17 protein-coding genes are annotated in these 23,823 nt (G+C 52.7%); 12 read left to right on the forward strand and 5 right to left on the reverse strand.

Translation table 11 applies throughout. From position 1 onward, the window contains the following. Positions 1-127: 127 nt before the first annotated feature. Positions 128-487, forward strand: a complete 360-nt coding sequence (locus tag ACS5NO_RS16370; protein WP_439416169.1) for a hypothetical protein — start codon at positions 128-130, stop codon at positions 485-487. A gap of 43 nt (positions 488-530) precedes the next feature. Here ACS5NO_RS16370 and ACS5NO_RS16375 read toward each other — a convergent pair whose 3' ends face one another. Beyond that, positions 531-3,113, reverse strand: coding sequence for a cation-translocating P-type ATPase (locus ACS5NO_RS16375; protein WP_439416170.1), 2,583 nt, complete (start codon positions 3,111-3,113; stop codon positions 531-533). An 83-nt stretch (positions 3,114-3,196) separates the two neighbouring features. Here ACS5NO_RS16375 and ACS5NO_RS16380 point away from each other — a divergent pair, with 83 nt between their 5' ends. The 3 genes from ACS5NO_RS16380 (at position 3,197) to yiaA (ending at position 5,698) form a co-directional block, all read left to right on the forward strand. Beyond that, positions 3,197-4,525: a MutS-related protein gene (locus tag ACS5NO_RS16380; RefSeq protein ID WP_439416171.1), complete on the forward strand. Its 1,329-nt coding sequence runs from the start codon at positions 3,197-3,199 to the stop codon at positions 4,523-4,525. 125 nt (positions 4,526-4,650) lie between these two features. After that, positions 4,651-5,106 (forward strand): hypothetical protein, encoded by a 456-nt coding sequence (locus ACS5NO_RS16385; RefSeq protein ID WP_439416172.1) that lies wholly within the window; start codon positions 4,651-4,653, stop codon positions 5,104-5,106. Between the two features lie 193 nt (positions 5,107-5,299). Further along, positions 5,300-5,698, forward strand: a complete 399-nt coding sequence (yiaA, locus tag ACS5NO_RS16390; RefSeq protein WP_114404373.1) for an inner membrane protein YiaA — start codon at positions 5,300-5,302, stop codon at positions 5,696-5,698. A 119-nt stretch (positions 5,699-5,817) separates the two neighbouring features. On the opposite strand, the gene ACS5NO_RS16395 is transcribed toward yiaA, so the two are convergent. Together ACS5NO_RS16395 and ACS5NO_RS16400 are read right to left on the reverse strand one after the other, a co-directional pair. Beyond that, positions 5,818-6,330 carry a hypothetical protein gene (locus ACS5NO_RS16395; RefSeq protein ID WP_439416173.1) on the reverse strand — a complete coding sequence of 171 codons (513 nt, stop codon included), beginning with the start codon at positions 6,328-6,330 and terminating at the stop codon, positions 5,818-5,820. Then, entirely contained in the window at positions 6,320-6,802 is a 483-nt protein-coding gene (locus ACS5NO_RS16400) for an N-acetyltransferase (protein ID WP_439416174.1), read from the reverse strand. Before ACS5NO_RS16400 ends, ACS5NO_RS16395 begins: the two co-directional genes overlap by 11 nt. A 214-nt stretch (positions 6,803-7,016) precedes the next feature. On the opposite strand from ACS5NO_RS16400, the gene ACS5NO_RS16405 reads away from it, so the two are divergent. Next, positions 7,017-8,288, forward strand: a complete 1,272-nt coding sequence (locus ACS5NO_RS16405) for a TolB family protein (RefSeq protein WP_439416175.1) — start codon at positions 7,017-7,019, stop codon at positions 8,286-8,288. A gap of 314 nt (positions 8,289-8,602) precedes the next feature. After that, on the forward strand, positions 8,603-9,799 hold the full coding sequence (locus ACS5NO_RS16410; RefSeq protein WP_439416176.1) for a retropepsin-like aspartic protease family protein: 1,197 nt from the start codon (positions 8,603-8,605) through the stop codon (positions 9,797-9,799). A 23-nt stretch (positions 9,800-9,822) separates the two neighbouring features. Here the strand turns inward: ACS5NO_RS16410 and ACS5NO_RS16415 are convergent, their stop codons facing one another. Further along, positions 9,823-10,248, reverse strand: coding sequence for a hypothetical protein (locus ACS5NO_RS16415; protein ID WP_439416177.1), 426 nt, complete (start codon positions 10,246-10,248; stop codon positions 9,823-9,825). A 103-nt stretch (positions 10,249-10,351) separates the two neighbouring features. Here ACS5NO_RS16415 and ACS5NO_RS16420 point away from each other — a divergent pair, with 103 nt between their 5' ends. From ACS5NO_RS16420 to ACS5NO_RS16445, 6 genes are all read left to right on the forward strand, one after another. After that, the gene (locus tag ACS5NO_RS16420; protein WP_439416178.1) at positions 10,352-11,320 is read left to right on the forward strand and encodes a YheT family hydrolase; all 969 of its coding nucleotides are present in this window, start codon (positions 10,352-10,354) and stop codon (positions 11,318-11,320) included. A 156-nt stretch (positions 11,321-11,476) separates the two neighbouring features. Further along, entirely contained in the window at positions 11,477-12,430 is a 954-nt protein-coding gene (locus ACS5NO_RS16425) for a D-2-hydroxyacid dehydrogenase (protein ID WP_439416179.1), read from the forward strand. 190 nt (positions 12,431-12,620) lie between these two features. Then, positions 12,621-15,035: a T9SS type B sorting domain-containing protein gene (locus ACS5NO_RS16430; protein WP_439416180.1), complete on the forward strand. Its 2,415-nt coding sequence runs from the start codon at positions 12,621-12,623 to the stop codon at positions 15,033-15,035. 338 nt (positions 15,036-15,373) lie between these two features. Next, positions 15,374-19,390 carry a PVC-type heme-binding CxxCH protein gene (locus ACS5NO_RS16435; RefSeq protein WP_439416181.1) on the forward strand — a complete coding sequence of 1,339 codons (4,017 nt, stop codon included), beginning with the start codon at positions 15,374-15,376 and terminating at the stop codon, positions 19,388-19,390. A 168-nt stretch (positions 19,391-19,558) separates the two neighbouring features. Next, positions 19,559-20,719, forward strand: coding sequence for a methionine aminotransferase (locus ACS5NO_RS16440; protein WP_439416182.1), 1,161 nt, complete (start codon positions 19,559-19,561; stop codon positions 20,717-20,719). A gap of 288 nt (positions 20,720-21,007) precedes the next feature. Next, on the forward strand, positions 21,008-22,243 hold the full coding sequence (locus ACS5NO_RS16445) for a sterol desaturase family protein (protein WP_439416183.1): 1,236 nt from the start codon (positions 21,008-21,010) through the stop codon (positions 22,241-22,243). Between the two features lie 88 nt (positions 22,244-22,331). On the opposite strand, the gene ACS5NO_RS16450 is transcribed toward ACS5NO_RS16445, so the two are convergent. Continuing rightward, a complete protein-coding gene (locus ACS5NO_RS16450; RefSeq protein ID WP_439416184.1) occupies positions 22,332-23,678 on the reverse strand; it encodes a TolC family protein in 1,347 nt (448 codons plus the stop codon). Positions 23,679-23,823: the final 145 nt, after the last annotated feature.

Genomic DNA, 23,823 nt, shown 5'->3' on the forward strand with positions numbered 1-23,823 from the left:
GATTTGGTCAACCACCTGTCTCTTCAAAACTACTTTCGAGCAGACCGTCCCGACATGAGCAGGATCAGCAAAATCCATGATTTGGGTGATGTTCTCCTCTACGGCTCCTTCTATAACTTGGCGGCTGATGAACACACGAGAAAACCGCACGAACAACGGCCATGAATTGGTGGTTCTGAAATTGATTCATACCGTCATCTGGTTCTTTTTTGTAAGCGTTATTGGCTACATCCTGTACTGCGGATTGGCGGACGACATCACCATTTACACGGGAATTGCCATTGGACTGGTTGTTCTGGAAGGATTAACCCTGCTGGTATTCAGCGGCCGCTGTCCGCTAACGCTCATCGCCCGGAACTACTCCGATTCCACTCACGACAATTTTGACATCTTCCTGCCCGAATGGCTGACGCGTTACAACAAGGTGATTTTTACCACCTTGTACCTCATCGGCGTCATTCTGGTCGTCTATCGAATGCTGAGTTGACCGACAAACCGGTTTTCGTATAATTCCCTGAAACCAAAGAAATTCAGGAACGAATCGCTTTGTAAAGTTCGATCCATCCCACCCCAACCAGCGCAGCCAGCGCACACCAGCCAAACGACGATGCCGGAATGGGAACGAAACCGAACAATGCCTGAGCCGGTGGAACCAACAACGTTATAAGCAAGAGCGCAAACGTCAGACCCAGCATGAGCCACAACAGGCGGTTTGGCAGCCGAATGGTCTGAAACACGGACTGGGTAAACGACCGGTTTACGAGCGTCAACAGGATATTGCTCAGCACCAGGGTCGAAAAAACCAGCGTTCGAACCAACTCAATGCTCTCCCCGGCCTGCATGGCGACGTAATAGACACCCAGAACGGCCAAGGTGATCCCCAGTCCCTGCGCAATGCTCCGGCCCAGTTCCGCTCCGGCCAGAAAAGTGTCGGTGAGCGGTCGGGGCGGCTGGCGCATCTGCCCCGCTTCGGCGGGTTCGTTCTCGAACGCAATGGAACAGGTCGGCCCCATCACCAGTTCCAGAAAAATGACGTGAATGGGCGTAAACAGATTTTCCCATTTCCAGTTCGCCAGCAACGGCACCGCCACGGTCAGGATAATCGGGATGTGAATGGAAACAATGTAGGCAATCGCTTTTTTGAGGTTCTGGTAAATCCGGCGACCCTGCGCAATGGCGTCGACCATGCTGCTCAGGTCGTCGTTGACCAGCACGAGCGAGGCCGCCTGACGCGCCACTTCAGTTCCGCGTTTTCCCATGGCCACGCCAATGTGAGCGGCTTTCAGCGCCGGGCCGTCGTTGACCCCGTCGCCGGTCATGGCCACCACCTCGCCGTTTTGCTTCAGGGCTTCCACCACCCGCAATTTGGCTTCGGGAAACATCCGGGCAAAAACCGCCGTCTGAGTTGCCTGCTGCCGGAGCGTCGCATCGTCCATTTCCATCACCTGCTGGCCCGTCACAAACGTGTCAGCCGCGGGTAAACCCACCTGCCGGGCAATGGCTTGGGCGGTTTCTGGAAAATCGCCGGTGATCATTTTCACCTCAATACCGGCTTCGGTAAACGCCCGGATGACCGCAGCCGCATTCGGTTTCGGCGGGTTTTCAAGGGCAATGAGTCCCAGAAAGGTCCAGGAAAAATCATCCTGCTCCGCCGGGAAATGGGGTGGCTCGTACGTTCCTCTGGCCACACCCAGAACCCGAAAACCGCCTTCCGACAACTGTTTGGTTAGCTGACGAATTCGATCAGCCGCCGTCGGGTTGGGTCGGCAAACCGCCAGAACGTGTTCGACAGCACCTTTCCCCGCCACCATCACCTCGCCGTTCGGTGCCTTCCGGACGTGGGTCATCATGGGGGGCATCCCCGCCAGCGGATATTCCTGCACCATCGGGTACTGATTCACCGTTTTAGCCGGATCGGCTTCGAAGAAAGCCGCCACAATGGCTTTTTCCATGGCGTCGAAAGGTTCGGTTTCACTCGCCCAGCGGGCGTATTCCAGCACCCGTTTGGCCGAATCGGACAACGAACCGGGCAGCGGGACCAGCGCATCCGTTGCGCCATCGTACAATTGCCGGACACTCATGCCATCCTGCGTAATGGTGCCGGTTTTGTCGGTGCAAATCACGGTGGCCGAACCCAGGCTCTCGACCGTCTGCGGTTGTTTGGTCAAAACGCCCATGCGACTCAGCCGGGCCGCTCCCAGCGCCATGAAACTGCTGAATGCTACCGGAATTTCTTCGGGCAAAATCGACATGGCCAGCGTCAGGCTGAACAACAAAGCCGTAATCCAGTCGCCGGAGCGGGCAAAATTGATGGCCCACACCAAGGCGAATGCTCCTCCGCCAATCCAGGCCATGCGGATGACAAACCGGTTGATCTGCCGTTGCAGGGGCGTTGTTTCAGTCAGAATGGTGCCGATACTGCGCCCGATCCGTCCGAGTTCGGTTTTTCCGCCAACCGCCGTAACGGTTAGCCACGCGCTGCCGGATGCCGTGTTGGTACCGGCAAAAACCGGGTCGCCGGGCCGTTTATCAACGGAAACCGATTCGCCGGTCAGGATGGATTCGTCCACCGAAAAGTCGTTGGTTTCGTGAATTTGGCCGTCGGCAGGGATACTTTCGCCCTCTTCGACCAAAACCGCATCGCCCACGACGATGTCTTCCACCGGAATGGTGGTCAATATTCCATTGCGCCGAACCTGCGCTTTGGGCTGGGTCAGGTCCCGCAAAGCGCCCAACGCCTGGTCGCTGCGAACGGATTGATAGACCGAAATACCGGCCACCAGAAAAAGAGCCACGATCAGCGTAATGCCCTCCTCCAGCCGGCCAATCCCGAAATAGATCGTACAGGCTACGACCAGCAGGATAAACATGGGTTCGGTAGCAACTTCCCGGACCGTTGCGAACAAACCCGAACGGCTGTCAGTCGTAAGGACATTTCGCCCCTGTTCAGCGCGTGATTGGGCAATGGCGTCGTCTGTGAGTCCCTGCAAAGGTTGGAGCGTGGTTGGCATCTTTTCGGCTGGATAGGCGAAGAAAACGAATGGGTGGAAAGATACGATCTTGTCGTGGAAAACCGAGTGATGTTGAACAGGCTGATTGCTGACGATGGTCATCGCGAATTAGCGAACCCTGTTTTGTGATTTTTTAACAAATGACTGCCGATTGGTTTCGTTAGGTTTGCGCCACACCGCCAACCATGAAAAAACCGTCTGACCGTACGTTACACGAACTGCAATTGCTGCCCCAGCAACCGGGTGACAGAAGCATTCTGGGCCTGTTTGGTAAAACGCGAACGTATGGGGGCCGGGATGCGCTCGAACTCCTGCTGGCTTCGCCCTGTGTTACGCTACCAGAGATCAGGGAGCGACAGGCGCTTTTCCAGTTTGTGGCCCGGCATCTGAAGCCGCTTACCATCGACGTCGCCCACGCGTATGTGCTGGCCGCCGAAAACCACCTCATCAGCAACCTGGCCTGGAGTTCGGCGACGGGCTGGCTGAAACGGCAACAGCGAGCCTGGTGGTTTTCCCGGTTTCATCCGCACGATTTCAACCGGCTGCGGGGCGGAACGGCTGCGATTCAGCTTGTTTTGCGGGCGATTGAAGAAAAAACCGGGTGGCTCAGCACGGCAAAGCAGCTCCCGGCTCCTCTCCACACGATTTTAGATACGCTGAATACTTTTTTTGACGAGCCGGCCATCCAAATGGCCCTTCGTAATTCGGATCATCCGGTGGCGGTTCTGCAAGCCGACTTTATCCTCAGGCACCAAAAGAACGACGCTGTTCGGGTTGTGTTCGACGCTTTGTATCAACTGGATGCCTATTGTACCCTCGCCCATTTTACACAAACCGCAGGCTGGGTTTATCCCCGGTTTATCGATTCTGAACACGCAGTCTTTCAGGTTACCGGGCTGGCTCATCCCCTGCTCGATGCAGATACCGCCATTGCCAATGACTTTAGTCTGGCGACTCCCGGCTGCCTGTCTTTGGTGACGGGGGGAAATATGAGCGGAAAAACCACCTTTCTGAAAGCGTGCGGAATTGTCGTTTATCTGGCTCATCTCGGTCTGGCGGTGCCGGCTCAATCACTGCGAATCAGTTTTTTCGATGGTTTATTCACCAGCATTCACCTCAGCGATAACCTGGAATTGGGGCATAGTCATTTTTACAGTGAGCTGATGGGTATCAAAGCCGTAGCGGATGCGATCGCCGATCACCAGACGGTTTTCGTTATTGCTGATGAGTTGTTCCGGGGAACGAACCCGGAAGATGCGCTGGCGTGTTCGCGGCAGGTGATCAATGCATTCATCCGGCAGCGCGGCAGTTTGTTCCTGGTTTCGTCGCACCTCCCGGAAATCAGTGCGACGTATCGAAACAACGACACCGTGCAGCTTAACTGCTTTAGAACGAAGATCGTCGATGGAAAAGTCGTGTGCAACCACCAAATTGAACCGGGCCTGGCGGCCGAGCGAACCGGTCTGGTTTTGCTGGCGCAAACGGTGATTCTGAATGGGTTGAACGAAATCTAGGTTCTGTATCAAGTCACTGGAATGATTATGTTTATGATTGCACAAGCTAATTCCAACGCTTTTCTGTCGACAGGAGTCCTATGGAAAAAGAAAACAGTCTGCTTCCTTCCTAAACACACGAAAATATGTTCACCAAATTCCTTCGCAAATTGCTGTATTACAGTCTCCTCACTGCAATCAGCGCCTGTACGAAACCGGACGAGATTGCGCCTGAAAACATAACCCGCATTGAATACTCTTTCTACTTCGGTTTTGCTGGATGGACCTGGAACCTTGCCGTAACTCCAACGGAATATACCTTAACGCAGAGCAATCGATCTGGGGTCATCTGCCGAAATCCGGTTTCTGCCGCCGACTGGCAAGACTTGATTCAGGGAATTGACTGGAAAAGTTATCTAAAAGAGCGTTCCACGCCCGTTGGGGAGTGCTGCGACCGGAGCTCGGTTTCCATCAGGGTGACTGCCGGGAAAGTGGTTCATCAAGTGGAACGATATGGGATCCTGAAAGACTCCACCGCCCTCGGAAAACTGTCGGACCGGTTATCGAAACGGCTTGCTGATCAAACGGCGGTTTGTAAGTAATTCATTAATTCATTGGTGCCAACTACCAGCGGAAGCCTGAAAATCACCATTTGTAGCCTCAAAGTAACTCGTTAGAAACTGGCACTACCGACGGCTTCATCCCAACGCTATTTTTGTAACCGCTGCCACCGATCCGGTTTACGGGTACGACGGGCAACAACCGCGTTACACACTACAAACAGAAAACAACACAATGAATCAGAAAACATCGGCCGCTTTTGTCGGCGCGTCATGGGTTGCACTCGGCACCGGCATGATTGGGTATCTAATCGGGCTTTGGCGCTCCGAAATGCTCCTGAACGAAAAAGGATTCTATTTTACCGTCCTGATGATGGGCCTTTTTTCCGTCGTATCGCTGCAGAAAAGCGTCCGGGACCGGCTGGAAGGGTATCCGGTGACGGATATTTATTACGGACTCTGCTGGTTTTCAACGCTCCTCGCCATTACGCTGTTGACCATCGGCCTGTGGAACGCGACGCTGTTGCCGAGTGAAAAAGGATTCTACGCCTTTGCGTTTATGCTGGGTCTATTCGGAGCCATCGCCGTCCAGAAAAACACCCGCGATAACCAGGAATTTGCGAAGAAAGATTGATCGGCTGGCGGGCTTACATCTGATAATTCTTTACACTTTCGCTTTTGCCCCTAAAGGAGAACGGGGCAAAAGCGAAAGTCCTACTTTAACAAGCTTAGAGAATATCAGATATTATCCAATTAAAATTCCAATCTCAAATGGCCTTTAACATGCTTCTTTTCTTTATTTCTTAGTAAAGAATTAGTCATTATCGTGTATTCCTGCTGTTTCACCGAAAGACGAAACCAGTTACGAGCAGAAATGAATTGATTAGAATGAAATTCTAATCGGATGAAAATATCTTCAGAAGGCTCTCTATGCCCGGAAAGTAATTGGCTAAGCTTGGTTTTATGGATATCAAGTTCAGAAGCGACCTCTATTTTCTTTTTGTGCAGAAGCTCGATATAGGCTTTAAGAAAATACGCAAAGTCTTTTTTAGGGTCAAATGCATCTTGTTTGATATAATCCTCAATTTGGATTTTTAATTGTAACAGTTGACCATATAACTTTTCCTGCTCAGATTGTTCCGCTAATCTCTTCTGACGGATAATAGCCAATTGCTGATCAGCCTGGCGTTTCTGCTCAGGATTCATTTTGGCTGGTAGCATAAAGCCGTCTACTATTTCTTCGGGAGCTATTGCGTCAAGATTCATGATCGATATAGGTTTGTATAAGACTATAAAGCGGCCTGCCCTCTACATACAGTTGCTGGCCACCATCCAGCATGCCATATTTATCCTGGTAATATTTTACTAATCGGGTCTTTGGCTTTAGCGATACGCAGGCTAAATAACCATATTGCTTTACCGCCAGCCGACATGCCCACCCAATGAGACAACCGGCGATCCGATCATATTGCTTGCCAGGGCCAACATTATCATTTCGGCTGGCAATCAAGTTAATTTCTATGCGGTATTCGAGCGGATAATAGGTTAGTGACATGGCCCCTACTATATCCCTGCTGTCTGCCATCCGTAATTTCCACAGTTCCGTTTCCGAAAAGTCTTTCCAGATAAAATGAAAATCCTTTTTGGTAAGCCTTTTCAGGTCGCTAACTGCTACAGGCTCGATAATGGCCTCAACAGGCGTAGGTGGATCAACACCCCTATTGAGCAAATACATCATGTTCTGTTTGGGTATAAATTTACAGAATTTGTAAATTATTTAAAAATCCGGAAATAAATTGCTTCTGAGATCATGAACTGAAAATGAAAGAATGAATTTATAACCCGGTTGACCGACTCAGCCGGTCGCGGGTATTTTACGTTTCATGGCGTTTTGCAACCTTTGTGATGAAATCCGGGTCTTCACTCGAACCAAACAGGGATCCGGTTTTACGATGAAACGCTTTCTTTCACAGCCTTTGCTAATTCTGCTGACGATCCTCCTTTCCTGCAAAGAGAAAGCCGTCGATCCGACCAAACGCGTACGACCCGTCACGTTGCAGATTGTGGTATCAGGCGCTTTCTATAACCTAAGTTGGGAACCCAATCGGGTGGTTTGCGTCACATCGCCCTGCCCCGATCTGGCCGACGTAGAAGCCCAGGAATATGAAGTTCAGATTGCCAAAAGTGAGTTAGGGACGTTTCAAACGTACCGGATCCTCGACGCTGACGAAAAATCAATCCGGATTCCCGCTTCGGAGATGGGCGAGCAAATCGTGGCCCGCATTGCCTCGAAAAATGAAGGAGCGCCCCCCGCGAACTCCAATCTGGTTATGGCCAGTACGGCGTTTCTTTCGCAATCGGCTTACTATCCTGGATTTGGCTTTTTAGAAGACGTCTCCGGGGGCGATGTAACCCCGGATGGCGCGAAAGCGACCTACACCGGATTGGTTCAGGAGACGCCCGGTACGTATGTCACTCCGCTGTATGTGGCAACCCTGCAAAATGAGCAGCCAATTACGAAAAAACTCGTAAACCGCCAGGGCGCGGGAGCCGTGTTTTCGCCGGATGGCAAACAGTTGGCTTACCCTTCCAGAACGGAAAATGGAATTATTGTATATGATCTGGCGGCTGAGACGAGCCGAACGCTTCCCGTTGCTGATGCGAGCCGGATTGGATCGGTCGCCTGGTCGCCCGATGGCCAGTGGCTGGCGTACACGACGGTTTCCAACGAAGAATCCCGCTTGTGGAAAATAGCGACGTCGGGTGGTTCTGCCACGCCCCTCACTCCCGTCCTGCCCGTTCGCGAATCGAACTACATCCGTCAAAGCTTCCTGGACTGGTCGCCCGATGGCCAGTTTATTGCCGTATCCCGCGCCCGCACCGACAATTCCAATGACAACTGGCGGGCGACGGTTTCGCTGTACTCACCCGACGGACGTGGCGAACTGAGTTATTTTGAAACGCAACCCGGCTGGATCGATACCCATCCGTCCTTTTCGCCCAACGGCAAAATGCTGGCGTTCCTGAGTTCACGGACCGACCATCTCGCGAAATCGTACAGCCTCTGGGTTCGGGACCTGACGACGGGCCAGGTTCGACAAATCAAGCTGCTGCCGGGTCTGAACCCATCGGAGGAGTTTGCACCGCGCTGGGTTGGCAATGAGCGGTTGATTTTTAGTGCGGTTGTGCAGGGCAAGAAAGGGTATTATTCCGTGTTTTTGTGAGAGCTGCCGAACCGCCAATTCTCCTCACTTCCTCAAAACCCCATTCCCGCCAAAGCGGCTGAATAATTCCGGCAGAAATTCAACATGGTTCACATTCAGAATTTACTTTGAATTGAGCAAGTGCGTGCAATTAATCTAGTCGAAAACCACCGTGTGCAAATGAATACTACCAGGGAAAAGGCTTTTCCAGGACACAGGTAGTTAGTACTATATTTGTGAGCATACAATTCCGGTATGATATTGACGATGCTTTAAAACTCTGCATCAAAGCCAAAAAAATTATATGTTTGCACAAACTTATAATTAATCAATTCATGCCTTCCTTTCGTTTTAAGACCTTTCTTCAGTTGGCCCTAATTTTGACTATTTCAAATGTACAAGCCCAAACAACCACCTACTGGTACAACAAATCCAACCAACCGTTTTGGTTTGATACAACAAACGTGGATAAGCCCGCGCGTATTTTTTTCAAAGCCCTGGAATTGGGATTGGTAAATCAGTTTGCCCAAAGTGCAACCCTGCTGTATCCCATCGCCACTGATACCGTCAATCCGCTAGCAAAACCGGCTCAATCTCAACTAGCGCTTCTCTACTTCTTCCAGAATCAATTTCAAAACTTACTTGACCTTTCTCAAAAAACGAACAGTAAGATCAACTTCTATGGTGACGCCCTATTTTTCAACTCTTTACCATCACCCCTGCTCACTGTTAAAGCCGCTAGTTTTACCATTCCTTTCGCACTTAGACGCAAAAGTCTGATCGTAGTGGACGTATTGATTCAAGGTCAACACAAGAATTTTGTGCTTGATACTGGTTTTTCGAGAACTGCTATTAGCCGACAACTAGCTGCCGAACTGGGACTGGTAATCCACGAAAGTAATAGCCCTGTCAGCACAGCAACTGGTTCAACTCAGCTAGCTATTTCTTCAATTAAACACCTTGAATTGGGTAATATTCTGCTCGAAAACTGGCCTGTTTACTGCTATTCCTCATTCCCATTTAGACATATAGACGGCGTAATTGGGTTGGATGTACTCCGGCAGATTTCTTATACCGTTAACTTTCCGCAAACCCGGCTCACAATAGATCAATCTGTTGTTGACAGTTCACTAACGAAGAACTTATTTGGCTTATCTATGCCAATGATGGCAATCCAAGTGGCAAACGATCAACGACTGGACGTGTTTTATGATTCGGGATCAGATGGATTCGAATTAAATAAAAATGCGATAACGAAACTGAAGCCATTGCCAATTGGTAAAAAACTTATCGTTAATAGGGGGATCAACAAAGGTATTTCAATACGATTAGGTAACCGGGTGAAGCATTTAAATCTCACGCAAAACGGTTATTTACTTCCTTGTAAAAATTTACCGATTACCAACCGGGAGGATGATGTATTTCTGATACCAACCACCGGAATAATGGGTAATCGTCCATTTATTAAAGGATTACTGAGGATTGATTTCCCGAATAACCACTACTCATATTCCTCAAAAACATCTCTATAGCAACAAGCATCCACCACTTTCCCTCACTTCCGCAAAACCCCATTCCCGCCAAAGCGGCTGAATAATTCCGGCAATTCGTAGATCGCCAGCGTAAACACGATGCCCCAGAATAAGGCACTGATCAGCATATAACTGAAAATCAGCGAACGGCTCACTTTAAACGAAACCGCCAGGATCGTCCCACCGATGGGCGTCAGCAGCAGGGGCGTCAGGAAGGCAATGCCCATCATCCCGGCGCGTTTCCAAATCTTCACCGCCAGCCGCGTCCGGGAGGTAAATCGTTTGGGAGCCGAACGCCGAAACCGGGCCATCAGGAGTTGCAGGGCCGTTCCGGCATACGTCACCAGCACCACACTGGCCATCATCCCGATTACCGTGCACAGCCAGGTTTCCAGCCACGTCAGACCCACCGCGACGCCGGTTACGGGGCCGCCAACAAACTTCAACATGCTGGCTACTAAAACCGATAAATACTTTGCAATTACCATAAGGGGAACCAACCGGACTAAATTTCGTTAAAATTAACAGCATTAACGACTAAAAGGTTATGATATGCCGGTTCTCCGACATTCTTCTTACCCCGGAGCACCCCGGTATTTGATCAATGGTCATTTTGAGACCATTATTCCCAGCATCCTCCGCAAAGTGGAAGGGGTGGTCTATGAACGGGAACGGCTCACCCTGGCCGACGGCGACTTCGTGGATCTCGACTGGATCGACCGACGACGTGATAAATTGGTCATCATGACCCACGGGCTGGAGGGTGACTCCAACCGGCACTACATCAAAGCAACGGCCAAACTTTTTGTCCAACAGGGCTGGGATGTGCTGGCCTGGAATTGTCGCTCGTGCAGTGGCGAGATGAACCGGGCGTTCCGGCTCTACAACCACGGCGAAATTGGCGACATCGCCGAAGTGATCACCCACGTGCTGCAGACCAAACCGTACTGCGAAGTAGCGCTCGTGGGCTTCAGCATGGGCGGAAACATCGTGCTCAAATACGCGGGGGTTCACGGCAGGGAGTTGCCCGACGTCATCCGGAAAGTCGTGGCGGTTTCGTCACCGACGGATCTGGAAGCCAGCGCCAAACAGCTCGATCTGCCCCGAAACCGGTTTTACCGCAATCGGTTTATGAAGAAACTGATCATTAAAATGCAGCAGAAAGCCGACCTCTTTCCGGGTAAACTCGACATGACCAAGCTGGATCAGGTGCGGCTCTGGCGCGATTTCGACCACCATTTTTCGGCTCCGGTGAACGGCTATCGCGACGCGGATGATTTCTACGCGCAGGCTTCGGCCGTCAACTACATGGCCGGAATTACCGTTCCAACGCTGCTCGTCAACGCCCAGAACGACCCGCTGCTGTCGCCCGAATGTTCGCCCGCGTGGCTGGCCGAAAAACACCCACACATCTACCTCGAAACGCCCAAAACCGGCGGTCACGTGGGTTTTGCCGTTAGCGGGGATGAATTCTCGTGGGCGGAACGCCGGGCGCTGGCGTTTGTGATTGGGGCTGTTTAGGGATAAAATAAAGAATGCTAAATATCAAATGATAAATAGTAAATGTAAAAGTCTTTTCCAATCCGGAACTTTTACATTCAATATTCATCATTTCATATTTAGCATTCTACGAAGCCCATTTTCCCCGTATCTTTCAGCATCATATCTCCTTTGCCCATGAACCTCGTTTACGCTGACGCCTACACCCTGAACCCCGGCGACCTCGACTGGACGCCCCTCACCTCCCTCGGCACGGTCACGCTACATGACCGCACCGCGCCCGACCAACTGATCGAGCGGCTAAAAGAGGCCGATATGGTGCTGGTCAATAAAGTAAAAATGAACCGCGAGACGCTGGAACAACTTCCGAAACTGCGGTACATCGGCGTGACGGCCACCGGCTACGACATCATCGACGTGAAAGCCGCCCGGGAGCACGACATTGTGGTGACGAACGTGAAAGGCTACGGCTCTCCGTCGGTGGCTCAGTTGACCATTGCGCTGCTGCTCGAACTCACCAACCGGGTGGGCTTACACGCTGACAGTGTGCGGGCGGGCGACTGGACCCGGAACCCGGATTTCTGCTACTGGAAAACGCCCCTGGTCGAGCTGGCCGGCAAAACGCTGGGCATCGTCGGTTATGGCGATATCGGAAAAAACGTGGCGGCCATTGGCCTGGCCTTTGGCATGACTATTCTCGTCAACCGCCGTCACACCGACGAGGAGCCGCCAGCCGGTATTCGCTACGTCGATCAGGCGACGCTTTTTGCCGAAAGTGATGTGGTGTCGCTGCACTGCCCGGTCACCGACGAAAACCGCGCCTTTGTCAACCGCGAGCTGCTGAACCAGATGAAGCCCACCGCATTTCTGATCAATACCAGCCGGGGTGCTCTTATCAACGAACCCGATCTGGCCGAAGCCCTCAACCAGGATCGGCTGGCGGGGGCCGGGCTCGACGTCGTGTCGGTAGAACCCCCGTCGGCGGGCAATCTCCTGTTTTCGGCCCGGAATTGTATCGTTACCCCCCACCTGGCCTGGGCCACGCAGGAATCACGCCAGCGGCTTTTACACGAAACCGCCGAAAACATTCGGGCCTTTTTTGCCGGAAAACCGCGAAACGTTGTGAATTAACCCACCAGCCTCCTTCCTTTTTTCTTCGCCCCGCAACGCTTTGCGGGGCTTTTCGGTCTTATACAGTATACCGTTCCGTCAATTTAGGTAACTTATAGACTCGAAACTTCGTATATTTTCGATTCATACGAATACACACCCTATTCCGTCAGCAAGTTTTTTATGCTTCAACCTTCTACGAAACTGTATTATGACCGTGTTGTTGGGTCGGTTCACGTCAGGTGTTCCGGCATTTCGGTGGCTTTGGGTTGCCGTTTGTAGTTTATTCCTGAACCTTGCTCTGCTGCCAGCTGGCTTCGGGAAACACATCTATGGGGGAGACATGAGTCTGCGGGCAACGACCCGTACCAATTACTACACGCTGACGCTCACCTTGTATCTGGATCAGGCCAACTCCACGCCCGACACCTACGAACGCGAGATTATCCTCTATATTTTTCGAAAAAGCGATCACGTCCGCGTCAATACCGCAACCGTCCGGCAAACCGGTTCCCAGCGGGTTCGGTACGACAACCAGGCCTGCGCCGATCTGCGCAACCTGAGTGTCCTGGGCATGAACTACAGCACCGACGTTTACCTCAATCCGGCCACCTACAACGATCCCGGCGGTTATTACGTCGTCTGGGATCGCTGTTGCCGCAGTGCCGACATCAGCAACATCCAGAATCCCGGGGGCGAAGGCATGGTGTTTTACATGGAGTTTCCGGCCATCGTACGCAGCGGTTCCGCCTTTCTCGACTCCAGCCCGGCGTTCAACTTTCCCAACGGCGAATACATCTGCGTTAGCAAACCGTTTAAACTGGATTTCAGCGCCACCGACGCCGACGGCGATCAGCTCCGCTACTCGCTCGTTACGCCACTGGCCGGTTACACCGACAATACCCCCCAAAACACCGTTGGCGACGGGCGGTCGCACACGACCTACCCGGAAGTAAACTGGTCGCCGGGCTACAGTGCTGCCAGTTCCATTCCCGGAAACCCAGCCTTGAAAATTGACCCACAAACCGGCCAGTTGAGCGTAACGGCCAACCAAACGGGGTTATTTATTTTTGCGGTTTTGTGCGAAGAATACCGCAATGGCGTTCGGATTGGTGCCATCCGGCGCGAGTTTCAGATGCCGGTGGTCGATTGCGGCAACACCACGCCCCCCCCGCCCATCATCAGTTATCGCAACGTCGAAACGCTGGATTTGCCTTTTTGCGAAGGCGCCACCGCCCTGCTTTCGACCGAGTCGAACCCGCTCTGGTCGTATCAGTGGCAACGCAACGGCTCCAACATTCCGGGGGCCACTGCCCCGACACTGACCGTCACGGAAGCCGGTGATTATGCAGTCGTGAAGAGCTTCGCCACCACCTGCGGCAATGATACGACGTCAAAAATCACCCGCGCCAGGGTTTTGCCTCCACCCGCAGCCAAAATTACACCGGATAAAAAACCGCCCATTTGCGAAGGCGCATCGCTGGTGTTGTCGGTTCCGCAGGAGAACGCGGTGACCTACCAATGGACCGCAGACGGCGCGGTTTTGCCGGGAGCCACCAGCACCTCGCTCACCGTTACCAAAACCGGTTTGTACGGCGTCCGGGCTACGTCTTCAATGGAATGCACCAACCGCGACAGTCTCTCGGTTGTCGTCAATCCGAATCCCAAAGCGACGCTGACCAGTTCGGCTTCGGCGATTTGCCAGGATCAGGAAGTCCGGCTGGATGCCCCTGTCGGAAACCCGTATCAATACGAATGGTACTTCAATACGGCCTCGCTCAACACGAGTGATGCCGCCACCCGGCTGGTCGGACAAGGGGGCACCTATCAGGTTCGGATCACGGACGGCAACGGTTGTCAGGCCCTTTCGCCCCCCTTAACGCTGGCGGTTATTCCGCGTCCGGCCATGCAGTTCGACAGCCTGGCTCCCGTGTGCGCCACGCGCTCCGAACCGCTGCTGCTGGTGGCCAGCCCGGCGGGTGGGACGTTTTCGGGGCCGGGCGTAACGGGCAGTCAGTTTGATCCGGGCAAAGCCGGAGCCGGTTTGCATACCATTACCTACACCTATGCAGCAACCTCCGCCTGTCCGGTTACGATCAGCCGGCAAATCCGGGTTGAACCGCCCGCCGATGTGAACCTGCCGGAACGGGTAAGTGTGCTCATGGGCAGTACGGTAACGCTGAAACCGACCGTTAAAGGGCAGACCACCAGTTTTCTGTGGGAGCCGCCCGAACGTCTGTCGGACCCCACCAGCCAGAATCCGGAGGCCAGTCCGGAAGTTCCAACCACCTACAAACTGACGGTTTTGGCCCCCGGTGATTGCCGGACGGAGAAAAGTGTGCGGGTCGATGTGCTGAAGCGGATGTTTATTGCCGACGTTTTTTCGCCCAACAACGACGGCATCAACGACGCGTTTGAAATCCGCAATACCGATCAGTTTCCCGATTGCGAAATCACGATTTACAACCGCTGGGGCGAGGTCGTTTTTCATTCGAAAGGCTACGACAAACCGTGGGATGGCACCTACCGCAGTCAGAAGGTTCAGGCGGGGAGTTACCATTACCTGATCAAAACCAACCAGCCTTTGCTGCCGGAATACCGGGGGGCGGTTTTGGTAACGTATTGATTCACTTCGCTATTCGTTCTCGTTCATTTATATACCATCCAATCCGCTTGGTCTAAAGAATTGGATTTGTAGCACTTCTGTTTACCCCGGAGGGGTCTTCGTAAATAGAAACAGCCCGTAAATCCGTATTCCAAGCCCCGTCAGGGGCGTTCTGATAAAACGTAGTACGCCCCTGCCGGGGCTAAAATCAGCGGTATAGATCGCGCATTTCTATTTACGGAATACCCCTCCGGGGTAACCAGAAGGGCTAAATCCTGAGGGTGATTATCAAATGGAAAGTAGTATCTAAAAGGCTACCGGCTTTTACGGATGTATTACCCGATACCAACGCCTGAGCCATGAACCGGTACTTCCTGAAAACCAGCCTTCTGATTCTCCTATTCACTTATTTTGCCTCGAACCCGGCAGCGGGACAACACAAGGCTGCGGTATTCAATCCCCAAAAAAACGACCACATCATTCTGCTCGGCAACACCTTTGCCGACCGGATGCGGTATTACAACTATTTCGAGACTTTACTTCAGAGGAATTATCCGGACCGGCAACTGACGCTGCGGAACATGGGCTGGAGTGCCGACGAAGTGGCTCTTCAACCGCGTCCCCTCAACTTTCCGTGGTTTGGCGAAGACGCCCCCAAAACGACCGAAGACCCGCAGGACCTGTCGTTCCGAAGCTGGTACGACAAACCGATCAAAATGCCGGTCGCCCTCAACATCGAAGGTTTGTATCACGACCTGACCGAGCAGAAAGCCGACATCATTTTCCTGTGTTTCGGCATGAACGAGTCGTTCAAGGGAAAAGCCGGTTTGCCGCAGTTTGAACAGGATCTGAGCCGGTTTATTCAGCTCCTGCAAGCCCAAAAATTCAACGGACGTTCGATTCCACAACTGGTGCTGGTGTCGCCGATTGCCCACGAAAAACGCGGTGGCCACTGGCCCGACCCGGTTTCACACAACGAGAATCTGGCGGTTTATACCGAAGCCATGCGGAACGTAGCGGCATCGCAACACCTCGTTTTTATCGACTTGTTCAAACCGTCGCTGGCCCGGATGACCGCAAAACCGGGCGAACCGATCACCATCAACGGTATCCACCTGAATGACAAAGGCTATCAGGAAACGGCCCGCTGGATGGCCCGGCAACTGGGTTTCAACGCCAAAACCGTCGCCTTAAACCTCACAACGGAGCATTCAACGAAGCTGCGGCAGGTGATTAAAATGAAGGACGATCATTTTTTCTACCGCTGGCGGGCCGTCAATGGCGAATACATCTACGGTCGGCGGAAAGAACCGTTCGGCGTCATCTCGTTCCCACCGGAATTGCGGAAACTGAACCGGATGGTGGCCTCGCTCGATTCAGTGGTCTGGAAACTGGGGAATACCTCGGGAACGGAAGCGTATCAAAAAGCCGTTGCGATTGTGGACGAGCGATCCAACCCGGCGGCTCAGGCGGCCTTTCTGGTGACGCACATGACCGGAAAACAAAGCCGACCGCTCGCCAAAGACGCCCACGCCCACCACACTTCTGTTGCCGAAGGCGCACTACAACCCGCTACGACCGAGAAGTTTACGTTACCCAAAGGCTACGAAATCAACCTGTTTGCCTCCGAAAAAGACTTTCCGCTGGCCAAACCGGTTTCCATGGCGTTCGATGCCAAAGGACGGTTGTGGGTTGCCACGATGCCGACGTATCCGCAGTATATTCCAGGCATTCCGGTCCACGACAAAATCCTGATTCTGGAAGATACCAACGGCGACGGACGGGCCGATAAGCACACGGTTTTTGCCGACAATCTGTACCTGCCGCTGGGGTTTGAGTTTGGAAACGGCGGTATTTACGTGTCGCAGGAACCGGATATTCTGTTTTTAAAAGACACCGATGGCGACGATAAAGCCGATGTGCGCGAGATGGTTCTGACGGGTTTTGGCGCAGAAGACAGCCACCATGCCACCCACGCGTTTACGTACGGTCAGGATGGCGCACTGTATTTTCACGAAGGGACTTTTCTGAATACGCAGGTCGAAACGCCCTACGGCCCGGTGCGCACCTACACGGGGGCCACGTATCGCTATGAGCCCCGAACGGGCAAATTGAGCCAGTATATTTCGTACGGCTACAACAATCCCTGGGGAAACGTGTTCCAGCGCTGGGGCATTCACCTGATCGCCGATGCGTCGGACGGTTCGAATTATGACGCCACACCCCTGCGCGGGAAAATCGATTACCCCGATAAACACCCCCGAATCAACACGTTTACCACGACGCGGGTCCGCCCGACGGCGGGTATCGAGATCGTATCGAGCCGCCAGTTTCCGGACCATGTGCAGGGAAATTTCCTGATCAACAACGCCATCGGTTTTCAGGGCATCAAACAGCACCAGCTCATCGAAACCGGGTCGGGGCTGACGAGTAAGGAAGTGGAACCGCTGCTGCAATCGTCGGACCCGAACTTTCGCCCGGTTGATTTGAAATTTGGTCCCGACGGCGCCCTCTACGTGGTCGACTGGTATAACCCGCTGATCTCGCACGGCGAAAACCCACCGCGCGATCCGGCACGCGATAAACGGCACGGACGCATCTGGCGGATTACCTACAAAGCGAATCCGTTGCTGACAACCAGGGACATTTCCGGGCAGACCATTCCGAACTTACTGAACAATTTGAAAGGGTACGAAGACCGTTTTCGGTATCGCTCACGGATGCGGCTCCGGGAACAGAGTCCGGAAAAAGTGGTGCCGGAACTCCGCAAATGGGTCACCAAGTTAGATAAAAACCACCCCGATTATGAACTTCATCAACTGGAAGCGCTGTGGCTTTTTCAGGATTTCGACGTCGTCGACGAAAGCCTGCTGACGACCTTGTTACACGCCAAAAATTACCGGGCCCGAGCGGCTGCGACCCGCGTGCTGTTTTACTGGCGAGACCGGCTGACCAATCCGCTGGACCGGTTTCGGGAGCTAATCAACGACGAATCGCCCCGGGTTCGGCTCGAAGCCATCATCGCCCTGAGTCATTTTTCCGGCGAAAAAGCCCTGACTACGGCATTGGATGTATTGAAATACCCGACGGATTATTCCCTCGACTATGCGATCAATGAGACGTTTACGTATCTAAAACCGGTCTGGTTATCCGGTTTCAAACAAAATCCGGCGTTTCTGGCCGACAACCCCCAAGCCGCTGCCTATTTGCTGGAACGCGCCACCGCCGATGAACTGCAATCGTTACCCCAAACAAGCCCGGTTTTAAACGCCTTGCTGACTAAAAAAGACGTAAAACCGGAGCTGAAAGTGCAGGCCATCCGAACGCTGTCCAAAGAGCGGTCGATCAGCCCGGTGGCATTCCTGATCGAAACCCTACTAAAAAAACCGGCGCAGGTGGATGAAAACGGCGGGCAAACCGGTGGCAATGACATGGTTTCCATTCTGTTAAACTGGAATCCGACGGAGTTGAAAGCGGCTGAACACCAATTATTGGGCTTATTGTCTTCCCCGAATCGGGTCACGCAATCAGCCGCTTTTGCGGCACTGATCACCCTCGACCAGTCGGATCAACGGGTTTGGGGGACGGCTTCACAGAATACGGCTAATCTCGTGAATTACCTGCGCGGTATTTCCAGGCTGACCAATCCGGATCGGCAAACCGCGCTTCGTGAAAAAGTAAAAACACTGACCCGCGAGGTGCCCGATGAACTCCGAAAAACACAATCGGATCCGGGCCTGAAAGGAACCGATTCGCCTTTTTACCCGGTTCATGCCACCGCCTACGAGGTGCTGTTTTCGATGCCGGGCTACGAGGCCGAACGCGGTTCGGTTCTGAAAAACTTCATCGCCTGGCTGGATACTACGCCCGATAATCAGCGGAATACTGTCCCTTATAATCAGGCGATTACGCTCGGCAAAAAACTGGCGCAAAAATTACCGCCCCAGGCAGCCGCTGCTCCGCTGGCCATGCTGGAAAACAGCGGAACCAAGGAGGTTCGGCTGGCGGCTGTTCCGGCCAAAATGCTGTTCGATCAAGACACCATCCGCATGCAAACGGGCCGGTATGTTTCGCTGGTATTCGAAAATCCGGACCTGATGCCCCACAATGTGGTCATTCTGAAACCGGATGCCGTGGAGAAAGTGGGCCAAGCTGCCGACGCCATGGCGACCCTGAAAGACGGTTTTGAGAAAAACTTTGTTCCCAACCTGCCCGAAGTCCTGTTTGCGACACCATTGGTCAACGCCGGTCAAAACTACCGGCTTGAGTTCAAAGCCCCGGATGTTCCCGGCGACTATCCGTTCATCTGTTCGTTCCCCGGCCACTGGCGGGTGATGAAGGGAATTCTGAAAGTAGTAAAACCGCCGGTCAACTAAGCAGTTGTTGGTTAGATGAGATTATCCCTACAATTTTTATAGAAAAAGTATAGTACTGATTGACGTATTCTATTTTTTTGTACTTTTCAGGGTCAATTGGGCTGAATCACCGCCGTAATCAATCGACTCTATTGGTACGGTAGACCATTGACCTTGTCGTTTAAACCCATGAATGTACCAACTTCGCGTGCCTTGTCCTCCAAATTACCGTGGGTGGGAACGACCATTTTCACGGTTATGTCGAAATTAGCGACCGACACGGGGGCCCTTAACTTGTCGCAGGGATTCCCCGGTTTCGACTGTTCACCCGAGCTGGTTGCTTTGGTGGACCAGTACATGAAAACAGGATTTAACCAGTATGCACCGATGACGGGCGTTCCGGCCTTACGCGAAGCACTGGCCCGGAAAACGGAACAACTCTACGGCGTCTCCTACCATCCCGAAACCGAAGTGACCGTTACGTCCGGTGCCACGGAAGCGTTGTTTGCCGCCATCACGGCGGTGATCCGGCCCGGCGACGAAGCCATCGTTTTCGAACCGGCCTACGACAGCTACATTCCGGCCATCGAACTGAACGGCGGCATTCCGGTTCTCGTCACCCTGATGCCCCCGACATACGGCATCGACTGGGCCGAGGTTCGCAGTAAAATCACGGACAAAACCCGGCTCATCATCGTCAATACGCCCCAAAACCCGACGGGCCGCGTCTGGACGGCGGAAGATCTGGCACAACTGGCCGCGCTGGTGCACCACCGGGACATCTGGATCGTAAGCGATGAAGTTTACGAACACATCCGGTTCGATGGTCGACCGCACCGCTCGCTGGCGACGCACCCGGTTTTGCAGGAACGAACGTTTGTCTGCGGCTCCTTCGGGAAAACGTTTCACGTTACGGGCTGGAAAATCGGGTATTGTCTGGCACCTAAAGAATTAAGCGTTGAGTTTCGTAAAATCCACCAGTACCTGACGTTTAGCACCATCACACCGGTTCAATACGCGCTGGCCGATTATCTGAAAAATCCGGAACACTACGAAACGCTGCCGGCTTTTTACGAACGCAAGCGGGATTTGTTTCTCGACTGCCTTCGCGGCTCCCGGTTTCAGTTCCAGCCCACGGAAGGCAGTTTCTTTCAAACCGTTTCTTATCAGGCCATTACGGATGAGCCGGACTATGATCTGGCGATTCGGCTGACCAAAGAAATTGGCGTCGCGTCGATCCCGGTTTCGGTGTTTTACCGCCAGAAGAATGACTACAACATCCTGCGTTTCTGTTTCGCCAAAGACGACGATGTGTTGCGGGAGGCCGGTGAACGTCTCTGCCGGTTATAACCGGAATTCTATCGCGATTAGCCGGGTAACGTGCAAATTAAATCGACTGACAAATATCATTAAAGAAAGATAACCCCTGAGCGAACTGTTTTAACGCGTATATACGTTATTCGCAGAATGAAGCCGCAACGATTCACTGCATTTCCTGGTCAATAGACTCGAATCGTTGTCTGTAAAGCCGGGAGCCTTATTGCTCTCTCTCTGCGAATTGACACAGACTCACGTATGAAAACGATTAAAAGATAATCTTCTAGTCAGTTTTTTTATAATTTTTTGTAGACAACACGTATGGAATCTCTGGGACTAAACTGGATGGCTTTCGCTGTCCCTTTTTTTCTGTTCTTTATGGGTTTGGAATATCTGGTTTCCAAATGGCAGAAAAAGGACTATTTTCGATTCAACAATTCAGTCGCCAACATCAACGTTGGCATTGCCGAACGACTGCTTGACACCTTCACCGTCGGTGCTTTTTATTTCGTCTACGACTACATTCACAAACACTACGCGATTTTTGATCTGAAACCGGGCGTGCTAGGCTGGGTGGCGCTGTTTCTGGCAACCGACCTGGTCTGGTACTGGTACCATCGGCTGGCCCACGAGATCAATTTGTTCTGGAGTGCCCACGTCGTTCACCACCAGAGTGAGGACTTCAACTATACGACCTCCGCCCGGATCACGGTTTTTCAAGCCCTCATCCGAACCGGTTTCTGGACGATTCTGCCCCTGATCGGTTTTCCGGCCGGGATGATTTCGACCATGCTGATTCTGCACGGTTTATACCCGTTCTTTATTCATACCCGCACCATTGGCAAACTCGGCTGGCTGGAATACATTCTGGTGACGCCCTCGCACCACCGCGTTCACCACGCCAGCAACCCCGAATACCTCGACAAAAATTACGGCGACGTCCTGATCATCTGGGACAAACTGTTCGGCACGTTTGTCGAAGAAAAAGAAGACGCCAACGAGTTGGTTTACGGGTTGACCAAACCGCTCGAAAGCCACAGTTTTTTGTGGCAGCAATTCCATTTTATGATGGAACTGGCCGAAACCGTTCGGCGCACACCGGGTTTTGTTCCCAAAATCAAAGTCCTCTTTGGCCGCCCGGACGACATTGACCCGGAAGTTCGGGACGTACTGGAAAAGCGGTTTTTGTCTCGGTCGACCGTTCATGCCACCAGCCGCCGGTTTCGGGGTTACGTATTGGGGCAACTCATTGGTATTCTGAGCATTCTATTCGTCTTCCTTCTTCTGGAAAACCAGGTTATGGTCTACCATCAGGTGTTGATTTCCCTGTTCATCCTCATTACGCTGGTCAACTGCGGGGCCTTGCTCGAACAGCGGCAGTGGGTGTTTTACCTGGAAATCAGCCGGTTTTCGCTGTTGGTTTTGATGATCATTCCGTACCTCCATGATCCCCTGTCGGTCAGCGCCTTGTTCATTGGATCCTTACTCCTCTGGACGTATTTTTCCAACTTGCAGAAGCGGTATTTGCGGCTGGTTTATGGCCCGGTTTCGTATTAAGACAAGAGAGGATAGACCAGAGAATAAAGACCATTGAACACAGCGGTTCCGTCTCTATTCTCTGGTCTATCCTCTTTCTTCTCCCTTTTTATCGAATTCGCCCCATCACCTTGTCCAACTCCACCGACGCGGTCAGGAAATCGTAAACCGCCTGCAAATGGTTGGATTTGGCCTGGGTGAGCGACAGTTCAGCGTCGGAAAGCTCCAGCCGCGACGCAATGCCCTGTTTCCAGCGGTCACGGGTGATGCGGTAACCCAGTTCGGCTACGGTTACGGTTTGCCGCTGGGTTTCGATCCGAAGCCGGGCCTCTTCCACGTTGGAAAGGCCAATTTTGACCTCGGCGCGAACCATTTCCTTCAGATTGACCAACTGCGTTTCGCTCTGCTGCCGGGTAATAACCGCCTGCTGAATTCGGGAAACCGTTCGGAAACCGCTGAAAATCGGCACGTTCACTTGCAGACCGACGTACGAACTGAGCGGCCAGCTATAGTCCGCCAGCTTTAAATGATTGGCTTGTGCCTGCGATTGAAGCAGGCCAATCGCCGACAGTTTGGGCGCGCGTTCGGCGGTTTGTAAGGCAATTTGTTCCCGGTTCAGTTTCTCCGTCAATTCCAGCCGGTGCACTTCCGGCCGCGCCTGAACGGCTTCAAAAAACGCATCGGTTCCGGGTGTGACAAACCCGGTTTTATCATACCGCAACGAATCCTGCAATGCAATCGCTTCCTGCTCGTCCAGCCCCATCGTGCGTTTCAAAATCGTTTTGGTGATTTCCACCCGGTTGTTCAGGCGACTGATTTCCGGTCGGAGATTTTCGGTCGACACAAACGCCCGCAACGTATCCACCCGCGACGCCCGGCCCTGCGCCAGCAGCGAGCGGGAATCCCGCAGCGCCTGTTCGTTGCGCAAAAGACTCTGTTCCTGAAGCCGCAGTTGTTCCTGCGTAATCAACACATCCAGATACGCTTTTTTGACATCGGTTACTACGCTAGCCCGAACCTCATTCAAACCTTCAGCCGATGCGTTTTCGTAAATCTGCGCGGCCCGAATCCCGGACCGGATACCGGCCTGAAAAAGCGGTTGCGACACCGCAACACCGCCCACAAACGCATTCGATCCGCCGACCCGGAACGTGGCCAACTGATTTTCGCCCAGACCGACGAAACTGCCCGGCAAAAACGAAACCTGCTTCTGTGGCAAATACAGGTATTGGGCCGAAGCCGCCACTGTGGGTAAGGCGTAACTCCGGGCTTCGCGGACTTTCTGCGCCGACTTGGCGGTTTCCAGCGTCGCGACCTGCAAATCACGGTTTTTCTCCAGCGCCAGCTTCACGGCGTTTTCCATCGTCAGCGGTCGAACCTGCGCGAAGGCCGGTTTTCCCGTGAGGAGGAGAATCGAGATAGTAACAAGGATAATTTTATAAATAAGCGGTTTCATAAAAAAGTTAATTCATTGTTCATGTGTAATTTATCAAAGCGTCAACCCGTTGAATCCCTACGAAATCAACCGTCAACCGTTTTATCCCGCAGGGATCAACAGCGTAGCGTCGGTAGAAACCAAAACCTGCCTTCTTCGACCTATT

The organism is Larkinella fluvii, assembly GCF_051857545.1.
Classification (GTDB): Bacteria; Bacteroidota; Bacteroidia; order Cytophagales; family Spirosomataceae; genus Larkinella.

What these genes read in the sequence shown, in the direction of transcription:
- ACS5NO_RS16370 (WP_439416169.1), top strand. Translation starts at nt 128, where the DNA reads ATGAACACACGAGAAAACCGCACGAACAACGGCCATGAATTGGTGGTT.
- ACS5NO_RS16375 (WP_439416170.1), bottom strand. Translation starts at nt 3,113, where the DNA reads ATGACCATCGTCAGCAATCAGCCTGTTCAACATCACTCGGTTTTCCAC.
- ACS5NO_RS16380 (WP_439416171.1), top strand. Translation starts at nt 3,197, where the DNA reads ATGAAAAAACCGTCTGACCGTACGTTACACGAACTGCAATTGCTGCCC.
- ACS5NO_RS16385 (WP_439416172.1), top strand. Translation starts at nt 4,651, where the DNA reads ATGTTCACCAAATTCCTTCGCAAATTGCTGTATTACAGTCTCCTCACT.
- yiaA (WP_114404373.1), top strand. Translation starts at nt 5,300, where the DNA reads ATGAATCAGAAAACATCGGCCGCTTTTGTCGGCGCGTCATGGGTTGCA.
- ACS5NO_RS16395 (WP_439416173.1), bottom strand. Translation starts at nt 6,330, where the DNA reads ATGAATCTTGACGCAATAGCTCCCGAAGAAATAGTAGACGGCTTTATG.
- ACS5NO_RS16400 (WP_439416174.1), bottom strand. Translation starts at nt 6,802, where the DNA reads ATGATGTATTTGCTCAATAGGGGTGTTGATCCACCTACGCCTGTTGAG.
- ACS5NO_RS16405 (WP_439416175.1), top strand. Translation starts at nt 7,017, where the DNA reads ATGAAACGCTTTCTTTCACAGCCTTTGCTAATTCTGCTGACGATCCTC.
- ACS5NO_RS16410 (WP_439416176.1), top strand. Translation starts at nt 8,603, where the DNA reads ATGCCTTCCTTTCGTTTTAAGACCTTTCTTCAGTTGGCCCTAATTTTG.
- ACS5NO_RS16415 (WP_439416177.1), bottom strand. Translation starts at nt 10,248, where the DNA reads ATGTTGAAGTTTGTTGGCGGCCCCGTAACCGGCGTCGCGGTGGGTCTG.
- ACS5NO_RS16420 (WP_439416178.1), top strand. Translation starts at nt 10,352, where the DNA reads ATGCCGGTTCTCCGACATTCTTCTTACCCCGGAGCACCCCGGTATTTG.
- ACS5NO_RS16425 (WP_439416179.1), top strand. Translation starts at nt 11,477, where the DNA reads ATGAACCTCGTTTACGCTGACGCCTACACCCTGAACCCCGGCGACCTC.
- ACS5NO_RS16430 (WP_439416180.1), top strand. Translation starts at nt 12,621, where the DNA reads ATGACCGTGTTGTTGGGTCGGTTCACGTCAGGTGTTCCGGCATTTCGG.
- ACS5NO_RS16435 (WP_439416181.1), top strand. Translation starts at nt 15,374, where the DNA reads ATGAACCGGTACTTCCTGAAAACCAGCCTTCTGATTCTCCTATTCACT.
- ACS5NO_RS16440 (WP_439416182.1), top strand. Translation starts at nt 19,559, where the DNA reads ATGAATGTACCAACTTCGCGTGCCTTGTCCTCCAAATTACCGTGGGTG.
- ACS5NO_RS16445 (WP_439416183.1), top strand. Translation starts at nt 21,008, where the DNA reads ATGGAATCTCTGGGACTAAACTGGATGGCTTTCGCTGTCCCTTTTTTT.
- ACS5NO_RS16450 (WP_439416184.1), bottom strand. Translation starts at nt 23,678, where the DNA reads ATGAAACCGCTTATTTATAAAATTATCCTTGTTACTATCTCGATTCTC.